Source organism: Roseomonas sp. SRI_022 (assembly GCF_057586215.1).
The window spans coordinates 1-24,680 of sequence record NZ_JBYCZL010000032.1 but is presented as its reverse complement, the minus strand read 5'-3'; the positions used below and the strand labels follow the sequence as shown (position 1 = coordinate 24,680).

Below are 24,680 nucleotides of genomic sequence, written 5' to 3'. Positions count from 1 at the left end.
GCGTTTCCTTATGCGTTGCGCGCGGCCTCCATGATGGCTCGGAAACGCTGCACCGTCGCCCCCAGCCCCTCGAAGACCGATTGGGAGATCAGGAAGTGGCCGATGGACACTTCGGTGACTTCCGGCATGCGCGCGATGTCGCCGACCGTGTCGTAGGTCAGGCCGTGGCCCGCATGGCACAGCAGCCCGGCCGCCTTGGCCGCGGCAGCACCGGCCTGCAGCCGCGCGAGCTGCGCCGGCCGGTTCGCCACCGGCCCTTCGGCATAGGTGCCGGTGTGCAACTCGATCGCCTGCGCGCCGAGTGCCGCGGCGGCCTCGATCTGCGCCGGATCGGCCTCGATGAAGATGGACACGCGCACCTCGGCCGCGCGCAGCCGGTCGACCGCCTGCTTCAGGAAGGGCGAGGCGCGCAGGACGTCGAGCCCGCCCTCCGTTGTGAGCTCCGCGCGCTTTTCCGGCACCAGGCAGCAATAGGGCGGGCGGATGCGTTCGGCGAAGGCGACCATCTCCTCGGTCGCGGCCATCTCGAAATTCAGGGGGGCTGCGATCTCGGCGCGGACGCGTTCCACGTCGCGGTCGCGGATGTGTCGGCGGTCCTCGCGCAGATGCATCGTCACGCCGTCGGCACCAGCCGCGACGACGATGCGCGCGGCTTCGACCGGGCAGGGGAAGGTGCCGCCGCGCGCATTCCGCAGCGTGGCGACGTGATCGACATTCACCGAGAAATCGAGATGCGGCTTCATGCGGTTCCCCGTGCGCAGGCGAGTTCCGCCGCGAGGCGGATCGCGGCGATGAGTGAAGACGGATCGGCACGCCCCGTGCCCGCGATGTCGAGCGCGGTGCCATGGTCGGGGCTGGTCCGCACGATCGACAGGCCGAGCGTGACGTTCACCCCGCCCGCCATGTCGAGCGTCTTGATCGGGATCAGCGCCTGGTCGTGATAGAGGCAGATCGCCGCGTCATAGGTCGGGCGCGCCAGCGCGGTGAACATGGTGTCCGGCGGCATCGGCCCGCGCGCCTCGATGCCTTCGGCGCGCAGCGTGGCGATGGCGGGGGCGACGATGTCGATCTCCTCGCAGCCCATGGTGCCGACCTCCCCGGCATGCGGGTTCAGCCCGGCGATGGCGAGGCGCGGCTGCGCGATGCCGAATTCCTCCCGCAGGGCGCGGGCGGTGATGCGGGCGGTCTCGGCGATCAGTTCCGGCGTGAGCCGGGCGATGGCCTTGGCCAACGCCTCGTGCACCGTCACCGGCACGACGCGCAGTTCCGCGCTGGCCAGCATCATGATCGGCGGAACGCCGGTGCCGGCGATCTCGCCGAGATACTCGGTATGGCCCGGATGCCTGAAGCCGGCCGCGGTCAGCACGGCCTTCTGGATCGGGTTGGTCACGACGCCTGCGGCGCGGCCGGCCTTGGCGAGGTCCACGGCCTCGGTGATGGCGGCGATGACGGCCGGCGCATTGGCGGTGTCCGGCTTGCCGGCGACGGGCGCGTGCGGCAGTGGACGATGCAGCACCGGCAGGGCGTGCGGAAAGACGGTGGCCGCGTCTTCCGGCGTGGCGATCCGCTGCACGGGCACGCCAAATGGCCGGGTCGCATCGTCGATCAGGAAGAAGGCCGGGCCGGTCGCGCGCAGGGCGGACCAGGCGCCGGCGGCGATCTCCGCGCCGATGCCGGCGGGTTCTCCCATGGTGAGGGCGAGGGGTCGCATGATCCTTCGCGTGTAGTCGCTGCGCGCCATCCTGGCGAGACCTCGAGCAGGTCCCGCGCGGGTGTAAATGCTCGCTCCGACAAGGCGAGAGCGGTTCCGCCCTTGGGGGAACCGCTTTTGTGCGGCCGCAAGCCGATGCGCCCCGCGCGTGCTAGAAGCTAGGCATGGAGTTCCTGGCGAATTGCCTGCACGACCTGACGGCGCTCGGGCCCGGTGGTGTGCCGGCGGTGATGGCCGCGCTGTTCCTGGCAGGGCTCGCCGGCGGTGCGACGCATTGCGCCGGGATGTGCGGGCCCTTCGTGATCGCGCAGGCCGCGGCGGTGGCGGACCGCGCCCAGGCGGGTGGGATGCTGGCGCGGCTGTCGGGGGCTGCGCTGGCGCCGTATCACCTCGGGCGGATGCTGGGATACGCGGCGCTGGGCGCCGCGGCGGGCGGGCTGGCTGGTGTCGTGGCCATCGGCACCGGGTTCCGCTTCGTGCTGGCGGGGCTGCTGACCGTCGCGGCGGTGCTGATGTTCGCGCAGGCCTCGGCCCGCATCGCGGCACTGCTGCCGAGGATGCCCGCACCTCGGTTGCCTGCGGGGCTGGAACGGAAGCTCGGCGGGCTGATCGCAGCACCCACCGGGCTGCGCGGGGTCGCACTTGGGCTGATGCTGTCGGCGCTGCCCTGCGGGCTGCTCTATGGCGCCCTGGCCGGGGCGGCGGCGACCGGTTCGGCGCTGGGCGGCGCGCTCGCGATGGCCGCCTTCGTCGCTGGGACCGTGCCGGCGCTGGTGGGTGTCGCGCTGCTCGGCCGCTTCTTCGGACGACGGGCGGGGCCGGGCATGCGCATGGCGGGCGCGGCGCTGTTCGCGCTGAATGGCGTGGTGCTGGCTGCGATGGCCTTCCGTGTCGCCGCCTGACCTGGACGGAATCCCACGACGCGCCGAGACTTCCCGCACTGGGAAGGAAACGCATGCCGGACGCCGCCACGGGCGGGAGTGTCGAAACCCGACAATCCTGGATCATTGCCGTCACCGCGGTGACGATGCTCGCACTCGCCGCCGGCGCGCCGCTGACGGTGGTGATCGGCCTGGTGCCGATCTCAGAAACGCTGGGCACGGGACGCTCGCTGCCCTCGCTCGCCACCTCGCTGGCCTATCTCGGGTCGGGTGTCGGCGGGGTGGTCTGCGGGCTGCTGGCCGCGCGGATCGGGCAGCGCCTGGTCGCGATGATTGGCGGCGCGGCGATCCTGTGCGGACTTGCACTCGCCTCACTCGGGCAGGGCTGGTCGCTGCTAGCCGGAATAGGGCTTGGCGTCGGGCTGTTCGGCAATGGCGCGCTGTTCGCGCCGATGGTCGCCTATGTCTCACTGTGGTTCGACCGGCGGCGCGGCACGGCGCTCGCTCTCGTCTCCTCCGGCCAGTACATTGCTGGCTTCCTCTGGCCCTTCGTGTTTGAACGCGCGATCGCCGCCTTCGGCTGGCAGGCGACGATGCTGGCCTATGGCGCCTTCGCGGCGAGCCTGGTGGTCACGCTCGCCGCGCTGGTGCTGGTGCCCGCGCCGGTGCCGACGGCGGGACCCGGGGGAATGCACAGTGTGAAGGGGCGGCGTGTGCTCGGCATGGCGCCGAACCGCGCCATGGCGCTGATCGCCGCGGCGTCCTTCCTGTGCTGCGTGCCGATGGCGATGCCGGCGGCGCATCTGGTCGCCTTCTGCGGGGATCTCGGCATCGCGGCCTCGCGCGGGGCCGCGATGCTCTCGGTGCTGCTGCTGTCCGCCTTCATCGCGCGGCAGTTCTGGGGCTGGCTGTCGGACCGGATCGGCGGGCTGTGGACGGTCTTCGCCGGGTCCTCGGCGCAGGTGGTGGGCATGCTCGGCTTCCTCGCCACGCAGGACGAGGCCGGGCTGTTCTTCGTCGCGGCGGCCTATGGCCTTGGCTTCGGCGGCATCATCCCGGCCTATGTGCTGACGATCCGGGCGCTGTATCCGGCCAGCGAGGCATCCTGGCGCGTGCCCGCCCTGCTGTTCGTTAGCCTGTCGGGCATGGCCTTCGGCGCCTGGCTGGCGGGGGCGATCTATGATCGCGTCGGCTTCTACGCGGCCGCCTGGTGGGCGGGCATCGCGGCCAACGTCCTGCAACTCGGGCTGGTGGCCTTCCTGCTGCTGCGCCTGCGCCGGGACGCCTATTCCACCAGGTCGCGATAGGCATGCCAGGTGGCATGCCCGATCAGCGGCACCACCAGCGCGAGGCCGAGGAAGAAGGGCACCAGCGCCATCGCGGTGAACACCACGATCAGCCCGGCCCAGAAGATCATCGCCGCGGGGTTGGCCAGCACCGCCCGGATCGACACCACGATCGCCTCCAGCGCCGAGACCTCCCGGTCGATCAGCATCGGGATGGACACCGCCGAGATGGCGAAGGCGGCCGCGGCGAACAGCGCGCCCGCCGCGGTGCCGACGACCAGGAACGGCAGCAGCATCGGCGAACGCAGCATCGCCATGGGCACGTTCTCGATCGCCGTGCCGAAGTTGATGCCGAACATCAGCATGAAGATCAGGGCCGCCACCCGCACCCAGAACAGGTGCAGCAGCAGCAGCGCCACCCCCATAAAGGCAAGCTGGGTCCCGTTTCGGGTGAAGCCGCCCATGCAGGCGGCGAAGGTCACCGGCTCTCCGCGCTCGCGCAGGCGCGAGGCCTCATACAGCCCGGCCGCCGCCAACGGCGCGACGATGAAGAAGCCGGCCGATACCGGCAGGATCGCCCAGCCGATCTGCGCCCACAGCAGCAGCAGCGCCAGCGCCCAGCCGATGACGGTCAGCGCGGCGCCATAGAAGAAGCCGATCTGCGGATTGGCCATCAGGTCCCGCCAGCCTGCGACGAGCCACCGCCAGGGTTGGTCCGGCGGGACGATCCGGATGGCGATGGGGCGGCGGGCGATCGATTGCGCGTCGCTCGGCATGGTTGATTTCCTCCCCAGGGCAGCGGCGTCCCGGAAACCATTTGACCATACACTGCTGCAGCGCGGAAGAATTGATCCGGATCAAGGACGGCGCCCTGTCCCGGGGCTTCTTTCGCATCCCTGGTGCATGCGGCGACTCCGCCGCGGCGCCGCTTGAGGAGAATCTGGTCGTGGCAGCAGCAACTGCAACAGCCGCCCTGGCTCCGGGCCAGGTCACGGGGGCGGAGGAGGCCGGCTATGTCGAGGCGCCGATCCGCGCCTTCGCCATCGCCACCGCATTCTGGGGCGTGGTGGGCTTCCTAGTGGGCGTGGCCATCGCGGCCCAGCTTGCCTTTCCGCTCCTGAACCTCGACCTGGAGTGGACCACCTTCGGCCGGCTGCGGCCGCTGCACACCAGCGCGGTGATCTTCGCCTTCGGCGGCAATGCGCTGCTCTGCACCAGCCTCTACATCGTCCAGCGCACCTGCCATGCGCGGCTGTTCGGCGGCAATGACGCGGCCTGGTTCCTGTTCTGGGGATACCAGTTTTTCATCGTCATGGCCGCTCTCGGCTACGTGCTCGGCATCACGCAGTCGAAGGAATACGCCGAGCCGGAATGGTATGTGGACATCTGGCTGACGATCGTCTGGGTCGCCTACCTGGTCGTCTTCGTCGGCACGATCATCAAGCGCCAGGAACCGCACATCTACGTGGCAAACTGGTTCTTCCTCGCCTTCATCATCACCGTCGCGATGCTGCATATCGGCAACAACATCTCGATCCCGGTGAGCCTCGGTTCCTCGGCCTCCTATGCTGCGCCGGCGGGCGTCCAGGGGGCGATGATCCAGTGGTGGTACGGCCACAACGCGGTGGGCTTCTTCCTGACCGCGGGTTTCCTCGGGATGATGTACTACTTCATCCCCAAACAGGCGGACCGGCCGATCTATTCCTACCGGCTGTCGATCGTGCACTTCTGGACGCTGATCTTCCTCTACATCTGGGCCGGCCCGCACCACCTGCACTACACCGCGCTGCCGGACTGGGCGCAGACGCTCGGCATGGTGTTCAGCATCATCCTGTGGATGCCGTCCTGGGGCGGCATGATCAACGGGCTGATGACGCTGTCGGGGGCCTGGGACAAGCTGCGCACCGATGCGGCGCTGCGCTTCTCGGTCGTTGCCGTCGGCTTCTACGCCATGGCGACCTTCGAAGGCCCGGTGATGTCCATCAAGGCGGTGAACGGGCTGTCGCACTACACCGACTGGACCATTGGCCACGTGCATTCCGGCGCGCTCGGCTGGAACGGCTTCATCACCTTCGGCGCGCTCTACTACCTGTTCCCCGCGTTGTGGCGGAAGAAGGGGCTGTGGAGCGAGAAGCTGGTCGCCTGGCACTTCTGGCTCGCGACGCTCGGCATCGTTCTCTACATCACCGCGATGTGGGTGTCGGGCATCATGCAGGGACTGATGTGGCGCGCCTATGATGAGCTCGGCTTCCTCCAATACTCCTTCGTCGAGACCGTGGAGGCGATGCACCCCTACTACGTGATCCGCCTGCTGGGTGGCCTGCTGTACCTGACCGGCGCGCTGCTCATGGCCTTCAACCTGTGGAAGACGGTGACAAGCGGAGAGGTGCTCGCACCCGAACCGCAGGCCGCTTCCGCCATCCCCGTCGCGGCGCAGTAAGGAGGACACCCGGATGTTCGGCTGGCTTCGCGACCACGGCATCATCGAACGCAACGTGATACTGATGGCGGTGCTCACCCTCATCACCGTCTCGATCGGCGGCCTGGTGCAGGTCGTTCCACTCTTCGCCGTCGAGACGACCATCGAGCGCGTGTCGGGGGTCCGCCCCTACACGCCGCTCGAACTGCGTGGGCGCGACATCTATGTCCGGGAAGGCTGCTACAACTGCCATTCGCAGATGGTGCGGCCGTTCCGCGACGAACTGGAACGCTACGGCCATTTCTCCCTGGCGGCCGAGAGCATGTACGACCACCCCTTCCAATGGGGTAGCAAGCGCACGGGGCCGGACCTCGCGCGTGTCGGCGGTCGGTATTCGGATGACTGGCACGCGGCGCATCTGCGTTCGCCCCGCGCGCTGGTGCCGGCCTCGGTGATGCCGCCCTATGCCTTCCTCGACCGGCCGCTCGCCTTCGCGGACATCCAGGACCGGATGCGGGCGCTGCGCGTGGTGGGCGTGCCCTATACCGACGAGATGATCGCCAATGCCGCCGCCGACCTGACGGCGCAGGCAACGCCGGAGGCCGATGCGGCGGGCTTCCAGGGCCGCTACGCCCGCGCCCGCCAGGGTGCCTTCGACGGCAACCCGGCCGTGGTCACCGAGATGGATGCGGTGGTCGCCTACATGCAGATGCTCGGCACGCTCGTGGATTTCCGCGACGTGACGCCCGCGCAACTGCGCCAGCCGTGAGGAGGGGGCGATGAGCTCGCTGATCGACCAGCTGCCGCTGCTGCGTTCGCTCTGGGTCGTCTGGTTCTTCGTGCTGTTCGTCGGGATGCTGTGGCTCGTGCTGCGGCCGTCGAAGAAGGCCCATTTCGAAGCCCAGGCCGATATTCCGCTGCGGGACGACGTTCCGCCCGCGCCCCTGCGGGTCGACAATTCCCCGCGCGGCACACGCTGAGGAGCATCCAGGGATGCCGACGAAGATCGAAAAGGATGGCGTGACCGGGCAGGAGACCACCGGCCACGTATGGGATGGCATTCGCGAACTCAACAACCCGCTGCCGACCTGGTGGCTATGGAGCTTCTACGCCTGCATCGCCTTTGGCGTGGCCTGGATGGTGATCTATCCGTCGCTGCCGTTCTGGCGCGGCACCTCCGGCTGGATCGCGCGGGAGGCCGTGGTGGCCGATGTCGCCGCCGCGCAAGCCCGCAATGCACCGATGATGGCCCGGCTGCGGGAGGCGACGCCCGCACAGATTGCTGCCGATCCGGAGATGCGCGCCTTCGCCACCGCCGGTGGACGCGTCGCCTTCGCCAACAACTGCGCTGCCTGCCACGGCGCGGGCGGGCAGGGCGCGCTGGGGGGCTATCCGGCCCTGGTCGATGACGACTGGCTGTGGGGTGGGTCGATGGACGCGATCCAGGCCACCATCCGCCATGGTATCCGCAACACCGAGGACGACCAGGCGCGCACCAGCCTGATGCCGCGCTTCGGCGCCGACGGCATGCTGAACAACGCGCAGATCGGCGACGTCGCGGAATATGTGCTGTCGCTGGCCGGTCGCTCGAACGATGCGGCGGCCGTCGGGCGTGGCCAGACGATCTTCGCCGAGAACTGCGTCGCCTGCCATGGCGATCGCGGCGACGGCAACCGCGAGCTCGGCGCCCCGCGGCTGTCCGACCAGGTCTGGCTGCAGGGCGGCAGCAAGCCGGAGATCATGGCGATGATCCGCAATCCGCGGCTCGGCGTGATGCCGGCCTGGCAGGGCCGGCTCGACCCGGCCACCATCAACATGCTGACGGTCTATGTGCATGCGTTGGGCGGGGGCGAGTAGCCTCCTCCCAACAGGACAGGTGACATGACCAGCGTCGAGGCACCGCATCGCGCGAAGGCCGACCGTCCGGCGGAGGCACCCACCTCCGCCGCCGCCCAGCCGCTCTACGCATCGCGCCAGAAGGTCTATCCGAAGCGCGTCTTCGGCAAGGTCCGCTCGGTCAAGTGGGCGGTGCTGATGGTCTGCCTCGCCCTGTACTACGTCGTGCCCTGGCTGCGCTGGGATCGCGGGGAGGGCGTGCCCGACCAGGCGGTGCTGGTGGACATCACCAATGCGCGCCTGTTCTTCTTCTGGATCGAGATCTGGCCGCAGGAGATCTACTTCCTCGCCGGCGCGATGATCCTCGGCGCCTTCGCGCTGTTCGCCGTCTCCTCGTTGTTCGGCCGGCTGTGGTGCGGCTTCACCTGCCCGCAAACGGTCTGGACGGACCTGTTCATGTTCGTCGAGCGCTGGATCCAGGGCGACCGCAACGCCCGGATGAAGCTGGACCAGGGCCCGCATGGCGCCGATTACTGGACGCGCAAGGGGCTGACCCATGCCGTCTGGCTGCTGATCGCCGCGGCGACCGGCGGCGCCTGGATCATGTATTTCAACGACGCGCCGACCGTGACGGTGGAGATCCTCACCGGCCGTGCCAGCCTTGAGGTCTATGTCTTCTTCTGGTTGTTCACCGGCTTCACCTATCTGCTGGCAGGCTGGGCGCGCGAGCAGGTCTGCACCTACATGTGCCCCTGGCCGCGCTTCCAGGCGGCGATGCTCGATGAGAACTCGCTTGTCGTCACCTATCGCGACTGGCGCGGCGAACCGCGCGGCAAGGCGAAGGCCGAAGGGGTCGGCGATTGCGTGGACTGCTTCGCCTGCGTGCATGTCTGCCCGACCGGCATCGACATCCGCGACGGGCAGCAGCTGGAATGCATCGGCTGCGGGCTGTGCGTCGATGCCTGCGACAGCGTCATGGGCAAGCTCGGACGGCCCAAGGGGCTGATCGCCTTCGAGACGCTGAAGAACCTTTCGGCCAGCGCGGCGGCGACGGCCGCCATGCCGCCCGGCGATGCCCGCTTCAAGGCGGGCATGGCGGCGCGCCAGGTCCCGCGCTTCATCCGCCCGCGGACCATGATGTATGCCGGCGCGCTCTCGCTGGTCGCGCTGGTGATGCTTGGTGCCTTCCTGATGCGATCGACGCTGGACGTGACGGTGCTGCGCGACCGCGCGCCGCTGTATGTGCGGCTGTCGGATGGCGCGATCCGCAATGGCTACACCATCAAGATCGTCAACAAGACGCGGGAGGACGCCCCGCTCGCCTTGGTCCTCTCCGCGCCCGAGGGATTCCGCATGACGGTGCAGGATGTCGAGAACGACGCGCAGGGCCGCCCGCTGCTCGCCCGTCGCGCCGACGGCATCGCGCAGTATCGCGTCTTCCTCACCGCGCCGCTCGGCCGCCGCCTGCCGGAGGACACGCCCGTGACCTTCCGCCTGGTGGATGCGCGCGGCCGTGCGGTCGCCAGCCAGGCGACCAACTTCCTGGGCCCGAAGCCATGAGTGCGACCGTGCAGCACGCCCGCCACGACCCCAATCGCAGCCGCTGGATCCCCTGGGCTTTCGTCGGCGGGTTCCTGGTCGTCTTCGCGGTGAACGCGATGCTGATCTATTACGCCTTCTCCACCTTCACTGGTGTCACCGTGCCGCATGCCTATGAACGCGGCCGCGGCTATGAGGCTGTGCTGGCCGAAGCGGTGCGGCAGGACGCGCTGGGCTGGCGCGCCGAGGTCACGCTGGCGGGCGGCCTGCTCACCGTCGTCGCGACCGATCGCGATGGCCGTCCGCTCCCGGGCCGGGTTGAGGGCGTGCTGCTGCGCCCGCTCGAAGGGATCGAACTGCCGCTCGCCTTCGGCCCGCGCGGCTCGGGCCGCTGGGCGGCCGAGGCCAGCCCGCCGCAGCGCGGCCAATGGGATGTCCGCCTGACGCTGTTCGGGCCGAATGAGACTGCCTTCGACATCCGCCGCCGGGTGGTCGTGCCGTGAGCTTTCTCGGCCGCACCCGCGCCGTCGCGTCGGGGGCCGTCTCGGCCGCCGCCTGCGCGCATTGCGGCGCTGGGCTGGCGCCGGGGCAGGACCGCTTCTGCTGCACGGGATGCGAGGGCGCGCATGCGCTCGTCGCCGGGCTTGGCCTGTCCTCCTTCTACGGACGGCGGGAGACCGAGGCCGGCGCGTTGCGGCCCGAGGCGGCGGCGCCCGCCCTTGACCTCGCGCCCTTCGTGGCGACGGAGCGCGACGGCACGCAACGGCTTGAACTGGTCGTCTCTGGCCTGACCTGCGGGGCCTGCATCTGGCTCGTGGAGCAGGCGCTGGCGGCGGAAGCGGACGTGCTATCGGCGCGTGCCTCGCTCTCCGCACGGCGGCTGACGGTGACGTGGCGTGGCGCGGCGGCGCGGGCGGACGATTTCGCGGCGCTGCTCGGCCGGCTTGGCTTCCGGGTGGCGCCCTGGTCGCCGGCCTGCCTGCGCGCGACCGAGGATGCCGAAGGGCGCGCCCTGACCCGCGCGCTCGGCATCGCGGCCTTCGGGTCGATGAACATCATGCTGATCTCCGTCGCCGTATGGGTCGGCGGGGATATGGGTCCGTCGCTGCGCCATGGGCTGCATTGGCTGGCGGCGCTGATCGGCCTGCCGGTCGTGCTGGTGGCGGGCATGCCCTTCTACCGTTCCGCCTGGACGGCGCTGCGCGCCGGGCGGCCGTCGATGGACCTCGCGATCTCGCTGGGCGTACTGGCCACCACGGCGATGTCGCTGTCGGAGACGCTGCGCAACGGGCCCTACACCTGGTTCGACGGTGCGACTGCGCTGCTCGCGCTGCTGCTCGCGGCGCGCGTGATGGACCGCGCGGCGCGGCGCCGCGCGCGGCAATCGGTGGCGGAGCTGCTGGCGCTGCAGGACGGCGTGGTCAGCCGCGTGCTGGCCGATGGGCATATGGAAGCGGTGCCGGCGGAAGCCGTCGCCGCCGGGGACCGCGTGCTGGTCTCCTCGGGCGAGAGGCTGCGCCTGGATGGCGTGGCGGCGGCCGGAACCTTGCTCGATGCCGCCGCGACGACCGGGGAGAGCGTGCCGCGCGCCTTCGCCGCCGGCGATGCGCTGCCGGCCGGCGCGGTCAACATGGGCGCGGCCTTCACCATGGTGGTCAGCGCGGCGGCGAAGGACGGCTCGCTGGCCGCCATGGCGCGGCTGCTGGAACGCGCGGAACAGGCGAAGGGTCGCTTCGTTGCCGTCGCCGACCGTGCATCCCGCTTCTACGTGCCGGTGGTGCATGCGGTGGCGGCGGCGACCTTCCTCGCCTGGTGGGGCGTGCTCGATGCGCCGTGGCAGGTCGCACTGGTGAATGCGGTCTGCGTGCTGCTGATCACCTGCCCCTGCGCGCTCGCGCTGGCCGTGCCGGCGGTGCAGGTGGTGGCGGTGGGCGGGTTGTTCCGGCGCGGCGTGCTGGTCACCTCGGCGACGGCGCTGGAACGGCTGGCGACGGCCGACCATGTCGTGCTGGACAAGACCGGCACGCTGACCGAAGGGCGGCCCGTGCTGATCCCCGGGGAGCAGGACCCCGGCGTGCTGATGCAGGCTGCCGCCATGGCGCGCGCATCCCGTCATCCGCTGGCGCAGGCGCTGGTGCGGGCCTGCCCGGAGGCGCCGCTCGCCGAGGGCGTGCGGGAGGTTCCGGGGCAGGGGCTCGAAGCCGGTGCTGCGCGGCTGGGTTCGCCGGTCTTCTGCGGGCTTGGCGCATCCGCCGATGGCATGACGCTGGTGTTCCGCGATGGCGACGCCGCGCCGGTCGCTTTCCGGTTCGCCGACCGCATGCGCGAGGACGCGCCGGCCGCCGTCGCGGCGCTCGGCACGCTCGGCCTGACGGCGGAAGTGCTGTCCGGCGACGGGGAAGCGGCGGTGGCTTCGGTGGCATGGCAGGCCCGGGTGGCGGAATGGCGCTCGGGCGCGGATCCGCTTGCCAAGCAGGCGCGGATCGCGGCGCTGCGGCAGGACGGCCGGCGCCCGCTGATGGTGGGCGACGGCATCAACGATGCCGCGGCTCTGGCCGCGGCGCATGTCTCCGCGAGCCCGGCCGAGGCGACGGACCTGGCGCAGACCGCATCCGACCTTGTGCTGCAGCGGGAAGGGTTGTCGGCATTGCCGGCGGCGATCCGCATCGCGCGGCGGGCCCAGGCGATCGCGCGGGAGAATATCGGCTTCTCGCTGGCCTATAATGTCGTGGCGGTGCCGATGGCGGCGTTCGGGCTGGTGACGCCGCTGATCGCGGCCCTCGTCATGGCGTCATCCTCCCTGGTCGTGGTGCTGAATGCGCTGCGCGCGGCGAAGGACTGAACCATGGACGCGCTGATCTTCCTGATCCCCATCTCGCTGCTGCTCGGCGGCATCGGATTGGTGGGCTTCTTGTGGGCGCTGCGGTCGCGCCAGTACGAGGATCTGGACGGTGCGGCCGCACGCATCCTGTTCGACGACAAACCCCGCAAGGAGACGCCGAAATGACCGGTGCCCGCGTGTTCTTCCTGGTGCTTTATGGCGTGCTCGCGCTGGTCGGCCTGGTCATGGCCGCGGCGGCGCGCGACATCGGCATCTCCATCTTCGGCTGGGGGCTGGTGCTGTTCGGCGTGCTGAACGCCTTCAACGCCATCAAGGTGCATTTCGACGAGCAGGAAGGGCACTGAACGCCAAGGGTCGCGGCTCGGCCGCGACCCGGAGCCTCACGGCACCGGCGAGATCACCCGCTTCAGACAGCGCAACGTGAAGGCCGTGCGCGTGTGGCGCACGCCGGGCAGGCGGTAGATCTTCTCCCGCAGCAGTTTCTCATACCCCGCCGTGCCGCCCACCGCGGCCTTCAGCACGTAGTCGTACTCGCCGGTCACCAGCCAGCATTCCAGCACCTCGGGCATGGCGCTGACCGCTTCCTCGAAGCGCTTCAGGTTCTCGTCGTCGTGGCGCTCCATCATCACTTCCAGGAACACCGTGTCCGGCAGGCCGAGCGCGGCCTGGTCGAGTGCGGCGTGGTATCCCTGGATGACGCCGGCCTGTTCCAGCCGCTTCACCCGTGTCCAGCAGGGGGAAGGGGACAGGCCCACCTCCTCGGCGAGTTCGGCATTGGTCAGCCGCGCGCGGCGGGCGAGGGCACGGAGGATCCGTCGGTCTGTGGCGTCCATGGCAGAAGGATGTTCCGTCTCTTCGGCGCTGCACAATAGAAATCGGAAGAATACCCCGCGCATGCCAGTGCATCATCCCGCCATTGGCAGAACCCTGGGGACCGCCCAACATGACCGCCATGGGCAGCATCATCCGACCCGACGCGACACTCGAGGAACGCTGGGACGCCAGCGACGGCCCGGTTCTCCTGACCGGTACCCAGGCGTTGGTCCGCCTGCCCATGCTGCGGCGGGAGATGGATGCGGCCTTCGGCTGGAAGACCGGGGGGTTCATCTCCGGCTATCGCGGCTCGCCGCTCGGTGGCTTCGACAAGGAACTCGCGCGGCAGCAGAAGCGCCTCGCCGCGCATGACATCGTGTTCCAGCCCGGGCTGAACGAGGACCTCGCGGCGACCGCCGTCTGGGGCAGCCAGCAGGTCGGGCTGACGCCGGGGGCGACGGTCGATGGCGTCTTCGGCATCTGGTACGGCAAGGGGCCGGGCGTGGACCGGTCGGGCGACGTGCTGCGCCATGCCAGCTCCGCCGGGACGATGCCGAAGGGCGGCGTCATCGCGCTGGCGGGCGACGATCCGTCGTCCAAATCCTCCACCATCACATCCGGCTGCGAATACAGCTTCATGGATGCCGAGATCCCGGTGCTGGATCCGGCCGATGTGGCGGAGGTCCTGGAATTCGGCCTGAAGGGCATCGCCCTGTCGCGCTTCGCCGGCCTGTGGGCGGGGGTGAAATGCGTCGCCGACACCATGGATGCATCGATGACGGTGTTGCTCGACGCGGCACGCCATGCGACGCGCGATCCGGTCGGGCTGCCGATGCCGCCCGACGGGCTGCACATCCGTCTGAGGGATACGCCGATCGCGCAGGAAGAACGCCTGCGCCACTTCAAGCTGCCCGCCGCCGTCGCCTTCGCGCGTGCCAATGGCTTCGACCGCATCACGCTCGATGGGCCGAATGCGCGCTTCGGCATCGCCGTTCGCGGCAAGGCCTATGCGGTGTTCCGCCAGGCGCTGGAGGAGGCGGGCATCACCGACGCCTTCGCCCGCGACCATGGCCTGCGGATCTGGAAGGTGGGCCTCGCCTGGCCGCTCGACACCGAAGCCGCACGCGCCTTCGCCGAGGGGTTGGAGGAGATTCTCGTCATCGAGGATCGCCGCCCGGTGCTGGAATGGCAGCTCCGCGACGCGCTGTTCCATGCCGCCACCCGCCCGCGCGTCACCGGCAAGAAGGATGAGAACGGCAAGCCGCTGCTGTCGGACCTGACCGAGCTCGACATCGGCCAGATCCTGCGCGCGCTGCTCGCCCGCCTGCCGGAGGCGCTGCGCACCGACCGGCTGCGTGCGCGCATCGCCGAACTCGACGGGCTGGCTGCCGCGCAGGCCGCGCCGCTGCATCTGCGCGATCCGTATTTCTGCCCCGGCTGCCCGCACAATACCTCGACGCGTCTTCCCGAGGGGTCGCGCGCGCTGGCGGGCATCGGCTGCCACTACCTCGCCAAGAACATGGACCGCAATTCGGACCTGTTCACCCAGATGGGCGGGGAGGGCATACCCTGGATCGGCCAGGCGCCCTTCACCACCGAGAAGCACGTCTTCGCCAATATCGGCGACGGCACCTGGGGTCATTCGGGCAGCCTGACGGTCCGCTTCGCCGTTGCCTCCAAGGCGAACATGACCTTCAAGATCCTGGTCAATGGCGCTGTCGCCATGACTGGCGGACAGACGCCGGAAGGCGAGATCGACGTCCCGCACATCGCCGCCCAGCTCCATGCCGAGGGCGTGCAGCGCATCGAGATCCTTTCCGACGATCCCGACCGCCATCGCGACGATCCGCTGATCCCAGCGGGGACCGGCTTCCACCACCGCTCCGAACTCGATGCCGTGCAGCGGTCCCTGCGTGAGGTGAAGGGCGTCACCGCCATCATCTACGACCAGGAATGTGCCACCGAGCGCCGCCGCAAGCGCAAGCGCGACCTGGCCCCGAAGGCCGAGCGCCGGGTGATGATCAACCCCCGCGTCTGCGAGGATTGCGGCGATTGCTCCCGCGCCTCGAACTGCCTCGCGGTGGAACCGGTCGAGACAGCATTCGGCCGCAAGCGGAAGATCGACCAGTCCGCCTGCAACCAGGATTATTCCTGCCTGGACGGCTTCTGCCCGTCCTTCGTGACGCTGCTCGGCGCGAAGCCGGCGGAACATCACGTCGTCGCCTCCGGCGCCGCGCCACCCGAGCCCGTGCGGCCCGAGGTGCAGGGCGAGGCCTGGAACCTGCTGATGGCCGGCGTGGGTGGGCAGGGCGTGTCCTCGCTGGCGGCGATCCTTGCACAGGCCGCGCATCTCGAAGGGCGGCCGGTACGTAGCCTCGACTTCCTCGGCCTCGCGCAAAAGGGCGGCGGCGTCTATGCGCAGCTGCGCATCGGCGCGGCGGGCGCCAGCCCGGACAGCATCGCCGGCGCGCGCATCGCGGCCGGTAGCGCCGATCTGTTGATCGCCGCCGACATGGTGGTGGCGCATGGTCGCACGGCGCGGCCGCTGCTTGGCCCCGCGCGCACCGCGGCCGTGGTCAATGCGGATCTCGCGCCGACCGCGCAATTCGTGAAGGACACCGGCACGCGCTATCGCGGCGCGGAGATGCTCGCGAGCATCCGCGCCGCCTGTCGCGACACCATTGCCCTGGGTGGGACCACGCGCGTCGAGGAGGAGCTCGGCGATGCGGTGTATCTGAACGTCTTCCTGCTCGGCATCGCCTATCAGCGCGGGCTGGTGCCGCTTTCGGCCGAGGCGATCGGCCGCGCGCTGGAACTGAACGGCGCGCAGGTGGTGCTGAACAAGGAAGCCTTCGCCCGTGGCCGCGCCGCGGCCCTGGAGGAACTGGCACCGCCGGTCGAGGTCGCGGAGACGGTCGACGCGCTGGTCGCACGGCGCGTTGCCGACCTCACCGCTTATCAGAATACGCGCTATGCCGGCGACTACGCCGCCTTCGTCACCCGGGTCCGCGCCGCCGAGCAGGCCGCGCGGCCGGGCGAGGAACGCCTGACGCGCGCCGTCGCGACGCAGCTGCATCGCCTGATGGCCTACAAGGACGAGTACGAGGTCGCCCGACTGCACAGCCTGCCGGAATGGAAGGATGCGCTGGCGCATGGCTTCACCGGCACGCAGCGGATCGAGATGCACCTGGCCCCGCCGGTGATGGCGAAGCCCGATCCGGTCACCGGCGTGCCGGCCAAGCGACGCTTCGGCCCCTGGATGCTAAAGGCGATGGGCCTGCTGCGGCACGGCAAGGCGCTGCGCGGCACGGCGCTCGATCCCTTCGGCCGCACCGAGGAACGCCGCGTCGAACGCGCTTTACCGGGCGAGTTCCGCGACGGTATCGAGCGCCTGCTGGCCGGCCTCCCGGTGAACCACGCCATGGCCTGCGACTGGGCGGAAGCCTGGGCCGGGGTGAAGGGCTTCGGGCACATCAAGGCACGTAACCTCGCCGCGACCCGCACCAGGCTTGCGACCATCGAGGCGCCGGCGATCGCGGCGGAATAGACGGGGCGGATCGGCGGTGCGCACCGGGGATCACGGACATCGGCGCCCGCACCATCAACTGTGCTGCAGCAGGCGCAAGGCCGCCGGCCTGACATGGTCCGCATAGGTGGCGAGCGAGGTGTAGCGCCCGGCCGCTACGCGCGCCCGCCCGACCCGTTCGTAGTGGGGCAGGGGATCGGCCGTGGTGGGCCAGTGTGGCGGCGGCGAGGCGATGATGCATTCCTCGCCGAGGGCTCCTGGATCCTCGGCCAGCAGGCGCTCGCTCTCGGCGGCCAGGGCATAGGCGGCGATTGCGGCGCGCTTGGCCGCGACGGTGGCCTCGTCGAGGTGCAGGCTGGCCAGCCGTTCCCCCGTCGCGCCGGCCATGAGCGGATAGGTCGCCAGCGCCGGCCTTCGGCCGAGGGCTGCCAGGGACGCAGCGACGCGCGCGGCGAGCCGCGCCATCAGGTCGTGCACCGGATTGTAGCCCTCGACCGGATCGCTGACGATCGGCGATGGCGGGTCATCCGCGACGAAGGCCGCGATGCGTTCCGCGACTGCCAGCCAAGGCGTTGGGTCGCCGGCCAGCAGCGCGGCATACCAGGCGCGATCGCTCGCCTCGCCAAGGACTGGGCTCGCAACGGCACCCACCGCATCGAAGAGAGCGCGCGAATAGATCGTGCGGTCCTGCTCCGCACCGCCGGAACCATCCGTGAGGATGGCGACGCGGGGCCGTGCCTGCCTCATCCAGCCGAACAGCCGAAGCTCGTGTCCCGGATGGGCAATGATGAGGAGAGGTGATCCCATCGGCGCAGATACGAGCACGTCGCGGCATCAGGCCGCCGAGAGGTGAAGAATGCAACCCACGGTTCTCCTGACGAACCTGGTCCTGGCCGAGCGTTCCGGCACCGAGGTCTTCACGGAGATGCTGGCCGACGGGCTGCGCAGGGCGGGCTGCCGCGTGGTGATCCACGCGCCGCTCTGCGGGAAGCAGGCCGAGGCGATGCGCGTTCGCGGCTTCATCGTGGTGGACCGCGTCTCCGCCGTGCCGGTCCGGCCGGATGTTATCCACGGCCACCACCTCCAGCCCATGCTGGCCGCGCTCGTGGCCTTCCCCGGTGTTCCCGGGCTTTTCGTCTGCCACGATTCCTCGGCCGCGCATTCACGGCCGCCGCGGCATCCGGGGCTCCGTCGATGGCTGGCGGTTGACGGGCTGTGCCGTGATTGCCTGGTGTCGGAAGGCGTGCCGCGGGAGGCGATCGGCATCGTGCCCAATCCCATTGACCTGCGCCGTCTGCTCCCGCGCGACGCCCTGCCGGCGCGCCCGCGGCGAGCCCTGGCCTACACCAAGAATGCCGGGCACCTCCCGGCGCTGCGGGGGGCCTGCGAGGAGGCCGGGCTCGAACTCCACGAGCTTGGGCGGGGTGCCGGGCGCTTCTCTGAGGTACCGGAGGAGGAACTGGCGCAGGCGGACCTCGTTTTCGCGACCGGGCGCGCGGCGCTCGAGGCCGCCGCCGCCGGCGCTGCCGTCGTCGTCAGCGATGAGCGCGGGCATGCTGGCTTCCTGACCGCGGAGACGGCACGCGCCTGGCTGCCCTTGAACCTCGGCCGCGCGATCCTGGTGAACCGGCCGGATACCGACGCCTACCGCGCGGCGATCGCCGCCTACGACGCGCATGCCGCAGCGTGCGTCAGCGCCATAGTGCGTGCGGAGCACGACCTCGATGCGCTGGTCTCGCGCTTGATCGCGCTCTATGCCGGAATGATGGCCGAAGCGCCGGCCAACCGCGCCGCGGAGGCCGCCGCCACGGCGGCCGCCATCGAAGATCTGGTGCCGAGCCCCGACCGCAATCGGCCATGGATCGGCCTGGCGCGGGAAGGCTCGCACGGGTCGCTGCCGGGTCTCGACGTGACTGATCGGCTCGCGCGGCAGATCGGTCGGTTAGCCGCGTCCATCGGCGGCGCTGGGGCACTGCCGGCGGCGGCGAGCGTCGGCATAGGCGGTCCCGCACCCTCCTACGGCCCGGCGGCGGTGGCGCATCTGCTCGCCCTGTTCGGGTTGCCGACCGATAGCGCAGCGGAGATCGTGGTGCGTTGCCCGGATTGGGCGGCGCTCGCCCGGCATCTCCGGCGGGCGCATGGCCTGCCCGCGGTGGGGCGCAGGGTGCATTGACGCCGGCAGCGTCAGCCTTCCGGGGCGCGCAGCGCGTCCACCACATCCTGGCAGGTCGTCGCGGTGCGCAGCAGCGCCAGCACCTCGCGCACCGGATCGGGCCGGCGGTTCCGCAGCAGCATGAACAGCAACTCGATATCCGCCGCGGTCGGCGGGTGCCCGAGCGGCCCGGTGGCGGCCGCGGGCACTTCGAGGATCGGCGCCCCGGCATCGCCCAGCACCGTGCAGACATGGCGGATATGGGCCTCCACATCCTCGCGCGGCGCGCCGAGCGCGAGGCCGGAGCGGTAGGCCATCTCCGCCTCGGCCATGGCGTCCTGCTCCTTCAGGCAATGGCCGAGTTGCACGAGGTAGCCGGCATGGAGCGGATAGAGCGCGAGGGCTTCCCGATACAGCACCTCGGCGGCATCCCAGCAGCGCGCGTCACGCTCCGCATCGGCCTGGGCGACCAGGGCGCGGAAGCGCAGATCGGCCTGGCTTGCGGCGATGGTGAGCATGGCCGCCGCCGGCCGGTTCCCGGCCCGCCCCGGCACCCCACGCAGCAGCACGGTCGCGGCGTCCTCCCGCCCCGCGGCCAACAGGTCGCGCGCGATGGCGATGTCGCGTTCGGCTGCGTCTTGGAGCGGGCCGGGGTGATCGGGCATGGGCGCCATGTTTCGCATGGGCGGGCGCCGCCGGCCATCACGCAGCCCGTCGCCGGCACGCAGTGGCGTGAGGAATGCTTCCTTCCGCCCGGCCATCTGCTACGTCAGGACGCACGGAGAACGCCAAGATGACCCATGCCTTCGACCTGCCCGAGGCGACACGCGAACTGCAATCCGTCGCGCGCGATTTCGCCGCCGAGGTCCTCGCACCCCATGCCCGGCGCTGGGACGAGGAACGCCACTTCCCTGTCGATGAGATGCGGCAGGCCGCGCAACTTGGCATGGCGGCGCTCTACGTGCGGGAGGAGTCCGGCGGGTCCGGCCTGACGCGGCTCGACGCCGCCGTGGTGTTCGAGGCACTGGCGACCGGCTGCCCGACCGTCTCGGCCTATCTGTCGATCCACAACATGGTTGCGTGGATGATCGACCGCTTCGGGTCCGACGCGCAGCGCGCCGAGCACCTGCCATCCCTGGTGACGATGGAACGCATCGCATCCTATGCGCTGACGGAACCGGGATCGGGGTCGGATGCCGCGGCGTTGCGCACGCGGGCGGCACGCGACAACGAAGGCTATGTGCTGAACGGCACCAAGCAGTTCATCTCGGGCGCCGGCGTGTCGGACCTCTACCTGACGATGGTGCGCACCGGCGGCGACGGCCCGTCCGGCGTGTCCGCCCTGCTGGTCCCGAAGGAGACGGCGGGCCTGACCTTCGGCGCCAATGAACGCAAGATGGGCTGGAACGCGCAGCCGACGCGGCAGGTGATCTTCGAGGATGCGCGCGTCGCGGCCAGCGCGCTGCTCGGCGAGGAAGGGCAGGGGTTCCGCTTCGCCATGGCGGGCCTCGATGGCGGGCGGCTGAACATCGCGGCGTGCTCGCTCGGCGGGGCGGAGGCGGCGCTCGACATCGCACTCGCCTATGTCCGCGAGCGCCGTGCCTTCGGAAAGGCGATCAGCGATTTCCAGAACACGCAGTTTCGCCTCGCCGACATGCGGATCGAGCTGGAGGCGGCGCGTTCGCTGCTGTGGCGCGCCTGCGCGAAGCTCGATGCGCGCACGCCGGATGCGACGGCCTTCTGCGCCATGGCCAAGCGCTTCGTCACCGACACCTGTTCCCGCGTTGCGGATGATGCGCTGCAACTGCTCGGTGGATACGGCTACCTGGCCGATTACGGCATCGAGAAGATCGTGCGCGACCTGCGCGTGCACCGCATCCTGGAAGGCACCAACGAGATCATGCGCCTGATCGTGGCGCGGGGGATGCTCACGGCGAAGTAGGCCTACGCCCAGATCACCGAATGCCCGTCGAAGCCTGCCGGCGGGAAGCCCGGCAGCAGGAACGCCATGTCGGCCACGCCATTGCCGTTCAGGTCGATGAACAGCGTCTTCGTCGCCTCCTCGAAACGCCCTTCGGCGCCGCCCTGCGCGGTGAAGCCAAAGGCGCCGCGCCAGCGGAAATCCCCGCCGGTGCCGATGCCCGCGAAGGCGAGCACGTCGCCCTCCAGCGGGTTGAAGTTGACGATGGTGTCCGGCGCTGAGACCGGCGAATGTGAGATCGCGGTGTAGATGAAGATATCCGCCCCCGCCCCGCCGGCCAGGCGGTCAACGCCCGGTCCGCCCTGGATCTCGTCATTGCCGGCACCGCCGGTCAGCGTGTCGTTGCCATCCCCGCCAATCAGCCGGGTCCGCCCGCTGCCGGCGGTGACAGCGATCATGTCGTTGCCTGCGCCGCCGCGCACCAGTTCCACATCCGTCGCCACCACGCTGATCCCGCCATCGCCAAGGGTAAGCACATCCGACCCCGCGCCGAGCGCCACCGCGACCACGGCGGTCGCCCCCGCGATGGTGACGGCATCCGCGCCCGCATTGCCGACCACTGCTTCCACGCCCCACAGCATCACAGCATTGGCGCCGGGTCCGAGCAGCAGCCGGTCATTCCCGGCACCGAGATCGATCTCCGCGCCCGCGACGCCGCGCGCCATAGTGACGGTGTCGTTGCCGCTGCCGCCGGCCACACGCTCGACATCCGACAGCGCCACGCGATTGCCGCCGGCACCCAGCAGCACATGGTCAGCCCCGGCGCCGAGGCGTAGCACGACCCCATTCGCGCCGCCGGCCAGGTCGATCGTGTCGGCACCGTCGCTGCCCAGCACCAGTTCCGCACCCGCGACAGCGATGCGGTTGCTGCCGCGCGTCAGCACCAGCCAGTCGCTGCCGGCGCCGAGATCGACCGATCCTGACGGCATCGCCGCACCCAGCGTCACGATGTCGGCGCCGCTGCCGCCCAGGATGGTCTCGGCGCCGATCACGGTCAGGCTGTTGTCGCCATCGGCGAGGGTCAGCCGGTCCTCGCCGGCACCAAGATGCAGATATCCGCTGCGCAGCGGGTCGAGCAGCGTGACCGTGTCGTTCCCGCCGCCGGTCTCGAGCCTCTCGACCCCGCGCAGGCTGATCCGGTCGGCGGCGTCGGACAGCGCCAGCCGGTCCCGTCCGAGGCCAAGCGCGACGACCGCATCCGCCGCGGCGTCGAGAAGCGTGACGTCGTCGGCGGCATTGCCGCCATTCACCGCCTCGACCCCCGCAGCGAGGACGCGATTGCCACCATGGGCCAGGGTCAGCCGGTCGCTGCCGGCGCCGAGATCGACCAGCGCCCCGTCGACCCGCCGATCGAACAGGATCAGGTCCGCGCCGGCGCCGCCGATCAGCGTCTCGACCCCCGCGACGGTGAGCGTGTTGCCGCCATCGGCCAGGAGCAGCCGGTCCTGCCCGCCATGCAGCGCGATCCGCCCGGCGATGGCGCCGCCGAGGGTTAGGTCCTCGTCCCCGCCGCCGCCTTCCAGCGTCTCGACATTGAGGATGAGGGCGCGGACGGGACCGCCGCGGATCACCAGGCGGTCCGCGCCGCCGCCGAGGTCGATCACCCCGCCATCGATCGCGCCGGACAGGACGACATCCTCGGCGCCGCTACCGCCGAGCAGCGTCTCGGTGCCATAGGCAGTCAGCGTGTTGCCGCCATTGGCGAGCACCAGCCGGTCGGCACCGCCGCCCAGATTGACCAGCCCGCCTTGCATCCGCGTCGTCAGCGTGACGCTGTCCGCCCAGCCGCTGCCCAGGATCGTCTCGATGCCGCTGGCGACGACGCTGCCGCCACCGAGCAGGGTGACGCGATCGGTTCCGGCGCCGCCGGCAATGGTCTCGACGCCACGGAGCGTCAGCGCGTTGCCGCCATCGGCAAGCGCGATGCTGTCCGCCCCGGCGCCGAGGTCGAAGATCCCGCCATTGGGCAGCGCATCTTCCAGCACCAGCCGGTCGTCGCCCGCTCCGGCGGTCACCGCCTCGACGCCCGATAGGCGCAGCGTGTTGCCGCCCGCGGCGAGGACCAGGCTGTCGCTGCCCGCGCCGAGCATGATGCGGCGGCCAGCGAGGGCGTCGGCCAGGGTGACGGCGTCGTCGCCACTGCCGCCTTCGATCGCCTCCGCACCCGCGACGGTGACCAGCGCGCCGCCGCTGCCGAGCAGCAAGCGGTCGTTGCCGGCGCTGAGGTCGAACAGGCCCTCGGCACGGCCTTCCACCAGGATAATGTCGTCGCCGCCGCCGGCCAGCAGCGTCTCCACCCCGGCGGCCGTGATGGAATCGGCGCTGTCGGACAGGACGAGCCGGTCCGCCCCCTCCTTGAGGTCGATGCGCATGCCGAGGGCGGCGCCGAGCACCGTCACCTCCTCGACACCGTGATTGCCGGTGACCGTCTCGATATCCGCGGCGATCGTCACAGCATTGCCGCGGGTCGAGATCATGGTCAGCCGGTCGGCCCCGGCACCAAGGCTGTAGAAGCCCAGCATGCGCGCGCCGCTGTAGATCGCGTCGTCGCCGGTGCCGCCGAGCACCGTCTCGACCCCCGCGCCGGTGAGGGTGACGAGGTTGGTGCCGTCTGCCAGCAGCAGCAGGTCGCTGCCGCCCTTGAGGTCGATCCGCGCCTCGATGGCCGGTTCCAGCAGTAGGATCGTGTCGGCGCCTGCGCCGCCGGTCAGGCTCTCGACGCCGCGGACCGAGAGGCGGTTGCCGGTATCGGCGAGGAACAGGCTGTCGATGCCGTCGCCGAGCTCGACGATGGCGTCGGACAAGGCGCCGGTGACGGTAACGCTGTCGGCGAGCGCCCCGCCCGTCAGCCGGTCGAAGCCGGCCAGGGTGACGCTGTTTGCGACGCTGCTGGAGAGGGTGACGTTAGACAAAGGAGCGGCTCCGGCTGGGAGCCGGCGCCATGCAGCGCCGGACCCAGCCAGGATGTCCGTCTGTCTCTAAAAAAGAGACGAATTTACGAGACTAATCTCATATCGAGAGATCGTACCTCACTCCACGGTCAGGTCTTGACCGGGCCCTGGCTGCCGCGCCCGCGGCCCGGTGGATCGCCCGGATCACTGTCGGAGGGACCTGAAGGCGCCTGCCGGCCTCCGCCGCCGCCGCCGCCACGGCCCTGCCCCGCGGGGTCGTTGGGATCGGCGTCGCTGAGGCCGCCCCGGCGTGGCTGCCCGCCGGTGGTGCCACGACCCTGGCCGGGCGGATCGCCCGGATCGTTGTCGGTCGCGCCGCTACCCCCTTGGCGGCCACCGCCGCCGCGACCTTGGCCGGGTGGGTCGCCGGGATCGCTGTCGGTCGCGCCGCCGCGCCGCTGCTGGCCGCTGCCGCCGCGCCCCTGGCCGGGCGGGTCGTTGGGGTCGGCATCGTTGACGCCGCCGCGACGCTGACCGCCGCCGCCGCCGCCACGGCCCTGACCGGGCGGGTCGCCCGGGTCGTTGTCGGACGGGCCGAGCGGACGTCCGCCACCCTGCGCACCACGCCCATTGTTCGGTGCGTCGTTCGGGTCGGCGTCGGTGAAGCCGGTCTGCGGCTGTCGCTGCTGGCCCTTCACCGGCGGGCGCCCGGCGCCGCCACGGCCGCCGCCCGGCGGGTCGCCGGGATCGGAATCCGAGGCACCCGACGGCGCGTTGCGCGGCGGCGCCGGTGTGGGTGCCGG

Annotated in this window: 21 protein-coding genes and 1 pseudogene; 14 read left to right on the top strand and 8 right to left on the bottom strand. The window is 70.6% G+C overall.

What is annotated here, in order from left to right; all coding sequences use genetic code 11:
* Positions 1-8 precede the first annotated feature (8 nt).
* Both AC2YHJ_RS23820 and pdxA read right to left on the bottom strand, forming a co-directional pair.
* Positions 9-743, bottom strand: coding sequence for a pyridoxine 5'-phosphate synthase (locus tag AC2YHJ_RS23820; protein ID WP_487398676.1), 735 nt, complete (start codon positions 741-743; stop codon positions 9-11).
* The gene (pdxA, locus tag AC2YHJ_RS23815; protein WP_487398675.1) at positions 740-1,711 is read right to left on the bottom strand and encodes a 4-hydroxythreonine-4-phosphate dehydrogenase PdxA; all 972 of its coding nucleotides are present in this window, start codon (positions 1,709-1,711) and stop codon (positions 740-742) included. Before pdxA ends, AC2YHJ_RS23820 begins: the two co-directional genes overlap by 4 nt.
* A 164-nt stretch (positions 1,712-1,875) precedes the next feature.
* Here pdxA and AC2YHJ_RS23810 point away from each other — a divergent pair, with 164 nt between their 5' ends.
* Together AC2YHJ_RS23810 and AC2YHJ_RS23805 are read left to right on the top strand one after the other, a co-directional pair.
* The gene (locus tag AC2YHJ_RS23810; protein WP_487398674.1) at positions 1,876-2,613 is read left to right on the top strand and encodes an urease accessory protein UreH domain-containing protein; all 738 of its coding nucleotides are present in this window, start codon (positions 1,876-1,878) and stop codon (positions 2,611-2,613) included.
* A gap of 53 nt (positions 2,614-2,666) precedes the next feature.
* Positions 2,667-3,899, top strand: a complete 1,233-nt coding sequence (locus AC2YHJ_RS23805) for an MFS transporter (protein ID WP_487398673.1) — start codon at positions 2,667-2,669, stop codon at positions 3,897-3,899.
* Here the strand turns inward: AC2YHJ_RS23805 and AC2YHJ_RS23800 are convergent.
* The gene (locus AC2YHJ_RS23800; protein WP_487398672.1) at positions 3,878-4,654 is read right to left on the bottom strand and encodes a DUF2189 domain-containing protein; all 777 of its coding nucleotides are present in this window, start codon (positions 4,652-4,654) and stop codon (positions 3,878-3,880) included. The two genes, AC2YHJ_RS23805 and AC2YHJ_RS23800, sit on opposite strands and share 22 nt — an antisense overlap.
* Positions 4,655-4,824: 170 nt before the next feature.
* On the opposite strand from AC2YHJ_RS23800, the gene ccoN reads away from it, so the two are divergent.
* The 9 genes from ccoN to AC2YHJ_RS23755 are packed head-to-tail and all read left to right on the top strand — an operon-like array spanning position 4,825 to position 12,858.
* Positions 4,825-6,318 (top strand): cytochrome-c oxidase, cbb3-type subunit I, encoded by a 1,494-nt coding sequence (gene ccoN / locus AC2YHJ_RS23795; protein WP_487398671.1) that lies wholly within the window; start codon positions 4,825-4,827, stop codon positions 6,316-6,318.
* 13 nt (positions 6,319-6,331) lie between these two features.
* The gene (gene ccoO / locus AC2YHJ_RS23790; RefSeq protein ID WP_487398670.1) at positions 6,332-7,066 is read left to right on the top strand and encodes a cytochrome-c oxidase, cbb3-type subunit II; all 735 of its coding nucleotides are present in this window, start codon (positions 6,332-6,334) and stop codon (positions 7,064-7,066) included.
* Between the two features lie 10 nt (positions 7,067-7,076).
* Entirely contained in the window at positions 7,077-7,277 is a 201-nt protein-coding gene (locus AC2YHJ_RS23785) for a cbb3-type cytochrome oxidase subunit 3 (protein WP_487398669.1), read from the top strand.
* Between the two features lie 13 nt (positions 7,278-7,290).
* Positions 7,291-8,154, top strand: coding sequence for a cytochrome-c oxidase, cbb3-type subunit III (gene ccoP / locus AC2YHJ_RS23780; RefSeq protein ID WP_487398668.1), 864 nt, complete (start codon positions 7,291-7,293; stop codon positions 8,152-8,154).
* Between the two features lie 24 nt (positions 8,155-8,178).
* Positions 8,179-9,693 carry a cytochrome c oxidase accessory protein CcoG gene (ccoG, locus tag AC2YHJ_RS23775; RefSeq protein ID WP_487398667.1) on the top strand — a complete coding sequence of 505 codons (1,515 nt, stop codon included), beginning with the start codon at positions 8,179-8,181 and terminating at the stop codon, positions 9,691-9,693.
* The gene (locus AC2YHJ_RS23770; protein WP_487398666.1) at positions 9,690-10,175 is read left to right on the top strand and encodes a FixH family protein; all 486 of its coding nucleotides are present in this window, start codon (positions 9,690-9,692) and stop codon (positions 10,173-10,175) included. Before ccoG ends, AC2YHJ_RS23770 begins: the two co-directional genes overlap by 4 nt.
* Complete coding sequence (locus tag AC2YHJ_RS23765) at positions 10,172-12,514, top strand: heavy metal translocating P-type ATPase (protein WP_487398665.1); 2,343 nt, start codon at positions 10,172-10,174, stop codon at positions 12,512-12,514. Before AC2YHJ_RS23770 ends, AC2YHJ_RS23765 begins: the two co-directional genes overlap by 4 nt.
* A 3-nt stretch (positions 12,515-12,517) precedes the next feature.
* Positions 12,518-12,679, top strand: a complete 162-nt coding sequence (ccoS, locus tag AC2YHJ_RS23760; protein ID WP_487398664.1) for a cbb3-type cytochrome oxidase assembly protein CcoS — start codon at positions 12,518-12,520, stop codon at positions 12,677-12,679.
* Positions 12,676-12,858 carry a hypothetical protein gene (locus AC2YHJ_RS23755; protein ID WP_487398663.1) on the top strand — a complete coding sequence of 61 codons (183 nt, stop codon included), beginning with the start codon at positions 12,676-12,678 and terminating at the stop codon, positions 12,856-12,858. Before ccoS ends, AC2YHJ_RS23755 begins: the two co-directional genes overlap by 4 nt.
* A gap of 36 nt (positions 12,859-12,894) precedes the next feature.
* Here the strand turns inward: AC2YHJ_RS23755 and AC2YHJ_RS23750 are convergent, their stop codons facing one another.
* The gene (locus AC2YHJ_RS23750; RefSeq protein WP_487398662.1) at positions 12,895-13,347 is read right to left on the bottom strand and encodes an Lrp/AsnC family transcriptional regulator; all 453 of its coding nucleotides are present in this window, start codon (positions 13,345-13,347) and stop codon (positions 12,895-12,897) included.
* Between the two features lie 110 nt (positions 13,348-13,457).
* On the opposite strand from AC2YHJ_RS23750, the gene AC2YHJ_RS23745 reads away from it, so the two are divergent.
* Positions 13,458-16,874, top strand: coding sequence for an indolepyruvate ferredoxin oxidoreductase family protein (locus AC2YHJ_RS23745; protein ID WP_487398661.1), 3,417 nt, complete (start codon positions 13,458-13,460; stop codon positions 16,872-16,874).
* A gap of 54 nt (positions 16,875-16,928) precedes the next feature.
* Here AC2YHJ_RS23745 and AC2YHJ_RS23740 read toward each other — a convergent pair whose 3' ends face one another.
* Positions 16,929-17,600 carry a hypothetical protein gene (locus AC2YHJ_RS23740; RefSeq protein ID WP_487398660.1) on the bottom strand — a complete coding sequence of 224 codons (672 nt, stop codon included), beginning with the start codon at positions 17,598-17,600 and terminating at the stop codon, positions 16,929-16,931.
* Positions 17,601-17,709: 109 nt separating this feature from the next.
* Between AC2YHJ_RS23740 and AC2YHJ_RS23735 the strand changes: the two genes are divergently transcribed.
* Positions 17,710-19,026 carry a glycosyltransferase family 4 protein gene (locus tag AC2YHJ_RS23735; protein WP_487398659.1) on the top strand — a complete coding sequence of 439 codons (1,317 nt, stop codon included), beginning with the start codon at positions 17,710-17,712 and terminating at the stop codon, positions 19,024-19,026.
* An 11-nt stretch (positions 19,027-19,037) separates the two neighbouring features.
* Here AC2YHJ_RS23735 and AC2YHJ_RS23730 read toward each other — a convergent pair whose 3' ends face one another.
* A complete protein-coding gene (locus AC2YHJ_RS23730) occupies positions 19,038-19,670 on the bottom strand; it encodes a hypothetical protein (protein ID WP_487398658.1) in 633 nt (210 codons plus the stop codon).
* 128 nt (positions 19,671-19,798) lie between these two features.
* Here AC2YHJ_RS23730 and AC2YHJ_RS23725 point away from each other — a divergent pair, with 128 nt between their 5' ends.
* Positions 19,799-20,947, top strand: a complete 1,149-nt coding sequence (locus AC2YHJ_RS23725) for an acyl-CoA dehydrogenase family protein (RefSeq protein ID WP_487398657.1) — start codon at positions 19,799-19,801, stop codon at positions 20,945-20,947.
* Positions 20,948-20,949: 2 nt separating this feature from the next.
* Here the strand turns inward: AC2YHJ_RS23725 and AC2YHJ_RS23720 are convergent, their stop codons facing one another.
* Together AC2YHJ_RS23720 and AC2YHJ_RS23715 are read right to left on the bottom strand one after the other, a co-directional pair.
* Entirely contained in the window at positions 20,950-23,898 is a 2,949-nt protein-coding gene (locus AC2YHJ_RS23720) for a beta strand repeat-containing protein (RefSeq protein WP_487398656.1), read from the bottom strand.
* Positions 23,899-24,026: 128 nt separating this feature from the next.
* A pseudogene (locus AC2YHJ_RS23715) lies at positions 24,027-24,680 on the bottom strand (hypothetical protein); the annotation flags it as partial.

Coding starts and splice junctions, on each gene's coding strand:
- pdxA (WP_487398675.1), bottom strand. CDS start 1,711: ATGCGACCCCTCGCCCTCACCATGGGAGAACCCGCCGGCATCGGCGCG.
- AC2YHJ_RS23725 (WP_487398657.1), top strand. CDS start 19,799: ATGACCCATGCCTTCGACCTGCCCGAGGCGACACGCGAACTGCAATCC.
- AC2YHJ_RS23800 (WP_487398672.1), bottom strand. CDS start 4,654: ATGCCGAGCGACGCGCAATCGATCGCCCGCCGCCCCATCGCCATCCGG.
- ccoG (WP_487398667.1), top strand. CDS start 8,179: ATGACCAGCGTCGAGGCACCGCATCGCGCGAAGGCCGACCGTCCGGCG.
- AC2YHJ_RS23810 (WP_487398674.1), top strand. CDS start 1,876: ATGGAGTTCCTGGCGAATTGCCTGCACGACCTGACGGCGCTCGGGCCC.
- ccoP (WP_487398668.1), top strand. CDS start 7,291: ATGCCGACGAAGATCGAAAAGGATGGCGTGACCGGGCAGGAGACCACC.
- AC2YHJ_RS23770 (WP_487398666.1), top strand. CDS start 9,690: ATGAGTGCGACCGTGCAGCACGCCCGCCACGACCCCAATCGCAGCCGC.
- AC2YHJ_RS23820 (WP_487398676.1), bottom strand. CDS start 743: ATGAAGCCGCATCTCGATTTCTCGGTGAATGTCGATCACGTCGCCACG.
- AC2YHJ_RS23745 (WP_487398661.1), top strand. CDS start 13,458: ATGACCGCCATGGGCAGCATCATCCGACCCGACGCGACACTCGAGGAA.
- ccoS (WP_487398664.1), top strand. CDS start 12,518: ATGGACGCGCTGATCTTCCTGATCCCCATCTCGCTGCTGCTCGGCGGC.
- AC2YHJ_RS23785 (WP_487398669.1), top strand. CDS start 7,077: ATGAGCTCGCTGATCGACCAGCTGCCGCTGCTGCGTTCGCTCTGGGTC.
- AC2YHJ_RS23740 (WP_487398660.1), bottom strand. CDS start 17,600: ATGAGGCAGGCACGGCCCCGCGTCGCCATCCTCACGGATGGTTCCGGC.
- AC2YHJ_RS23755 (WP_487398663.1), top strand. CDS start 12,676: ATGACCGGTGCCCGCGTGTTCTTCCTGGTGCTTTATGGCGTGCTCGCG.
- ccoO (WP_487398670.1), top strand. CDS start 6,332: ATGTTCGGCTGGCTTCGCGACCACGGCATCATCGAACGCAACGTGATA.
- AC2YHJ_RS23750 (WP_487398662.1), bottom strand. CDS start 13,347: ATGGACGCCACAGACCGACGGATCCTCCGTGCCCTCGCCCGCCGCGCG.
- AC2YHJ_RS23730 (WP_487398658.1), bottom strand. CDS start 19,670: ATGCCCGATCACCCCGGCCCGCTCCAAGACGCAGCCGAACGCGACATC.
- AC2YHJ_RS23735 (WP_487398659.1), top strand. CDS start 17,710: ATGCAACCCACGGTTCTCCTGACGAACCTGGTCCTGGCCGAGCGTTCC.
- AC2YHJ_RS23805 (WP_487398673.1), top strand. CDS start 2,667: ATGCCGGACGCCGCCACGGGCGGGAGTGTCGAAACCCGACAATCCTGG.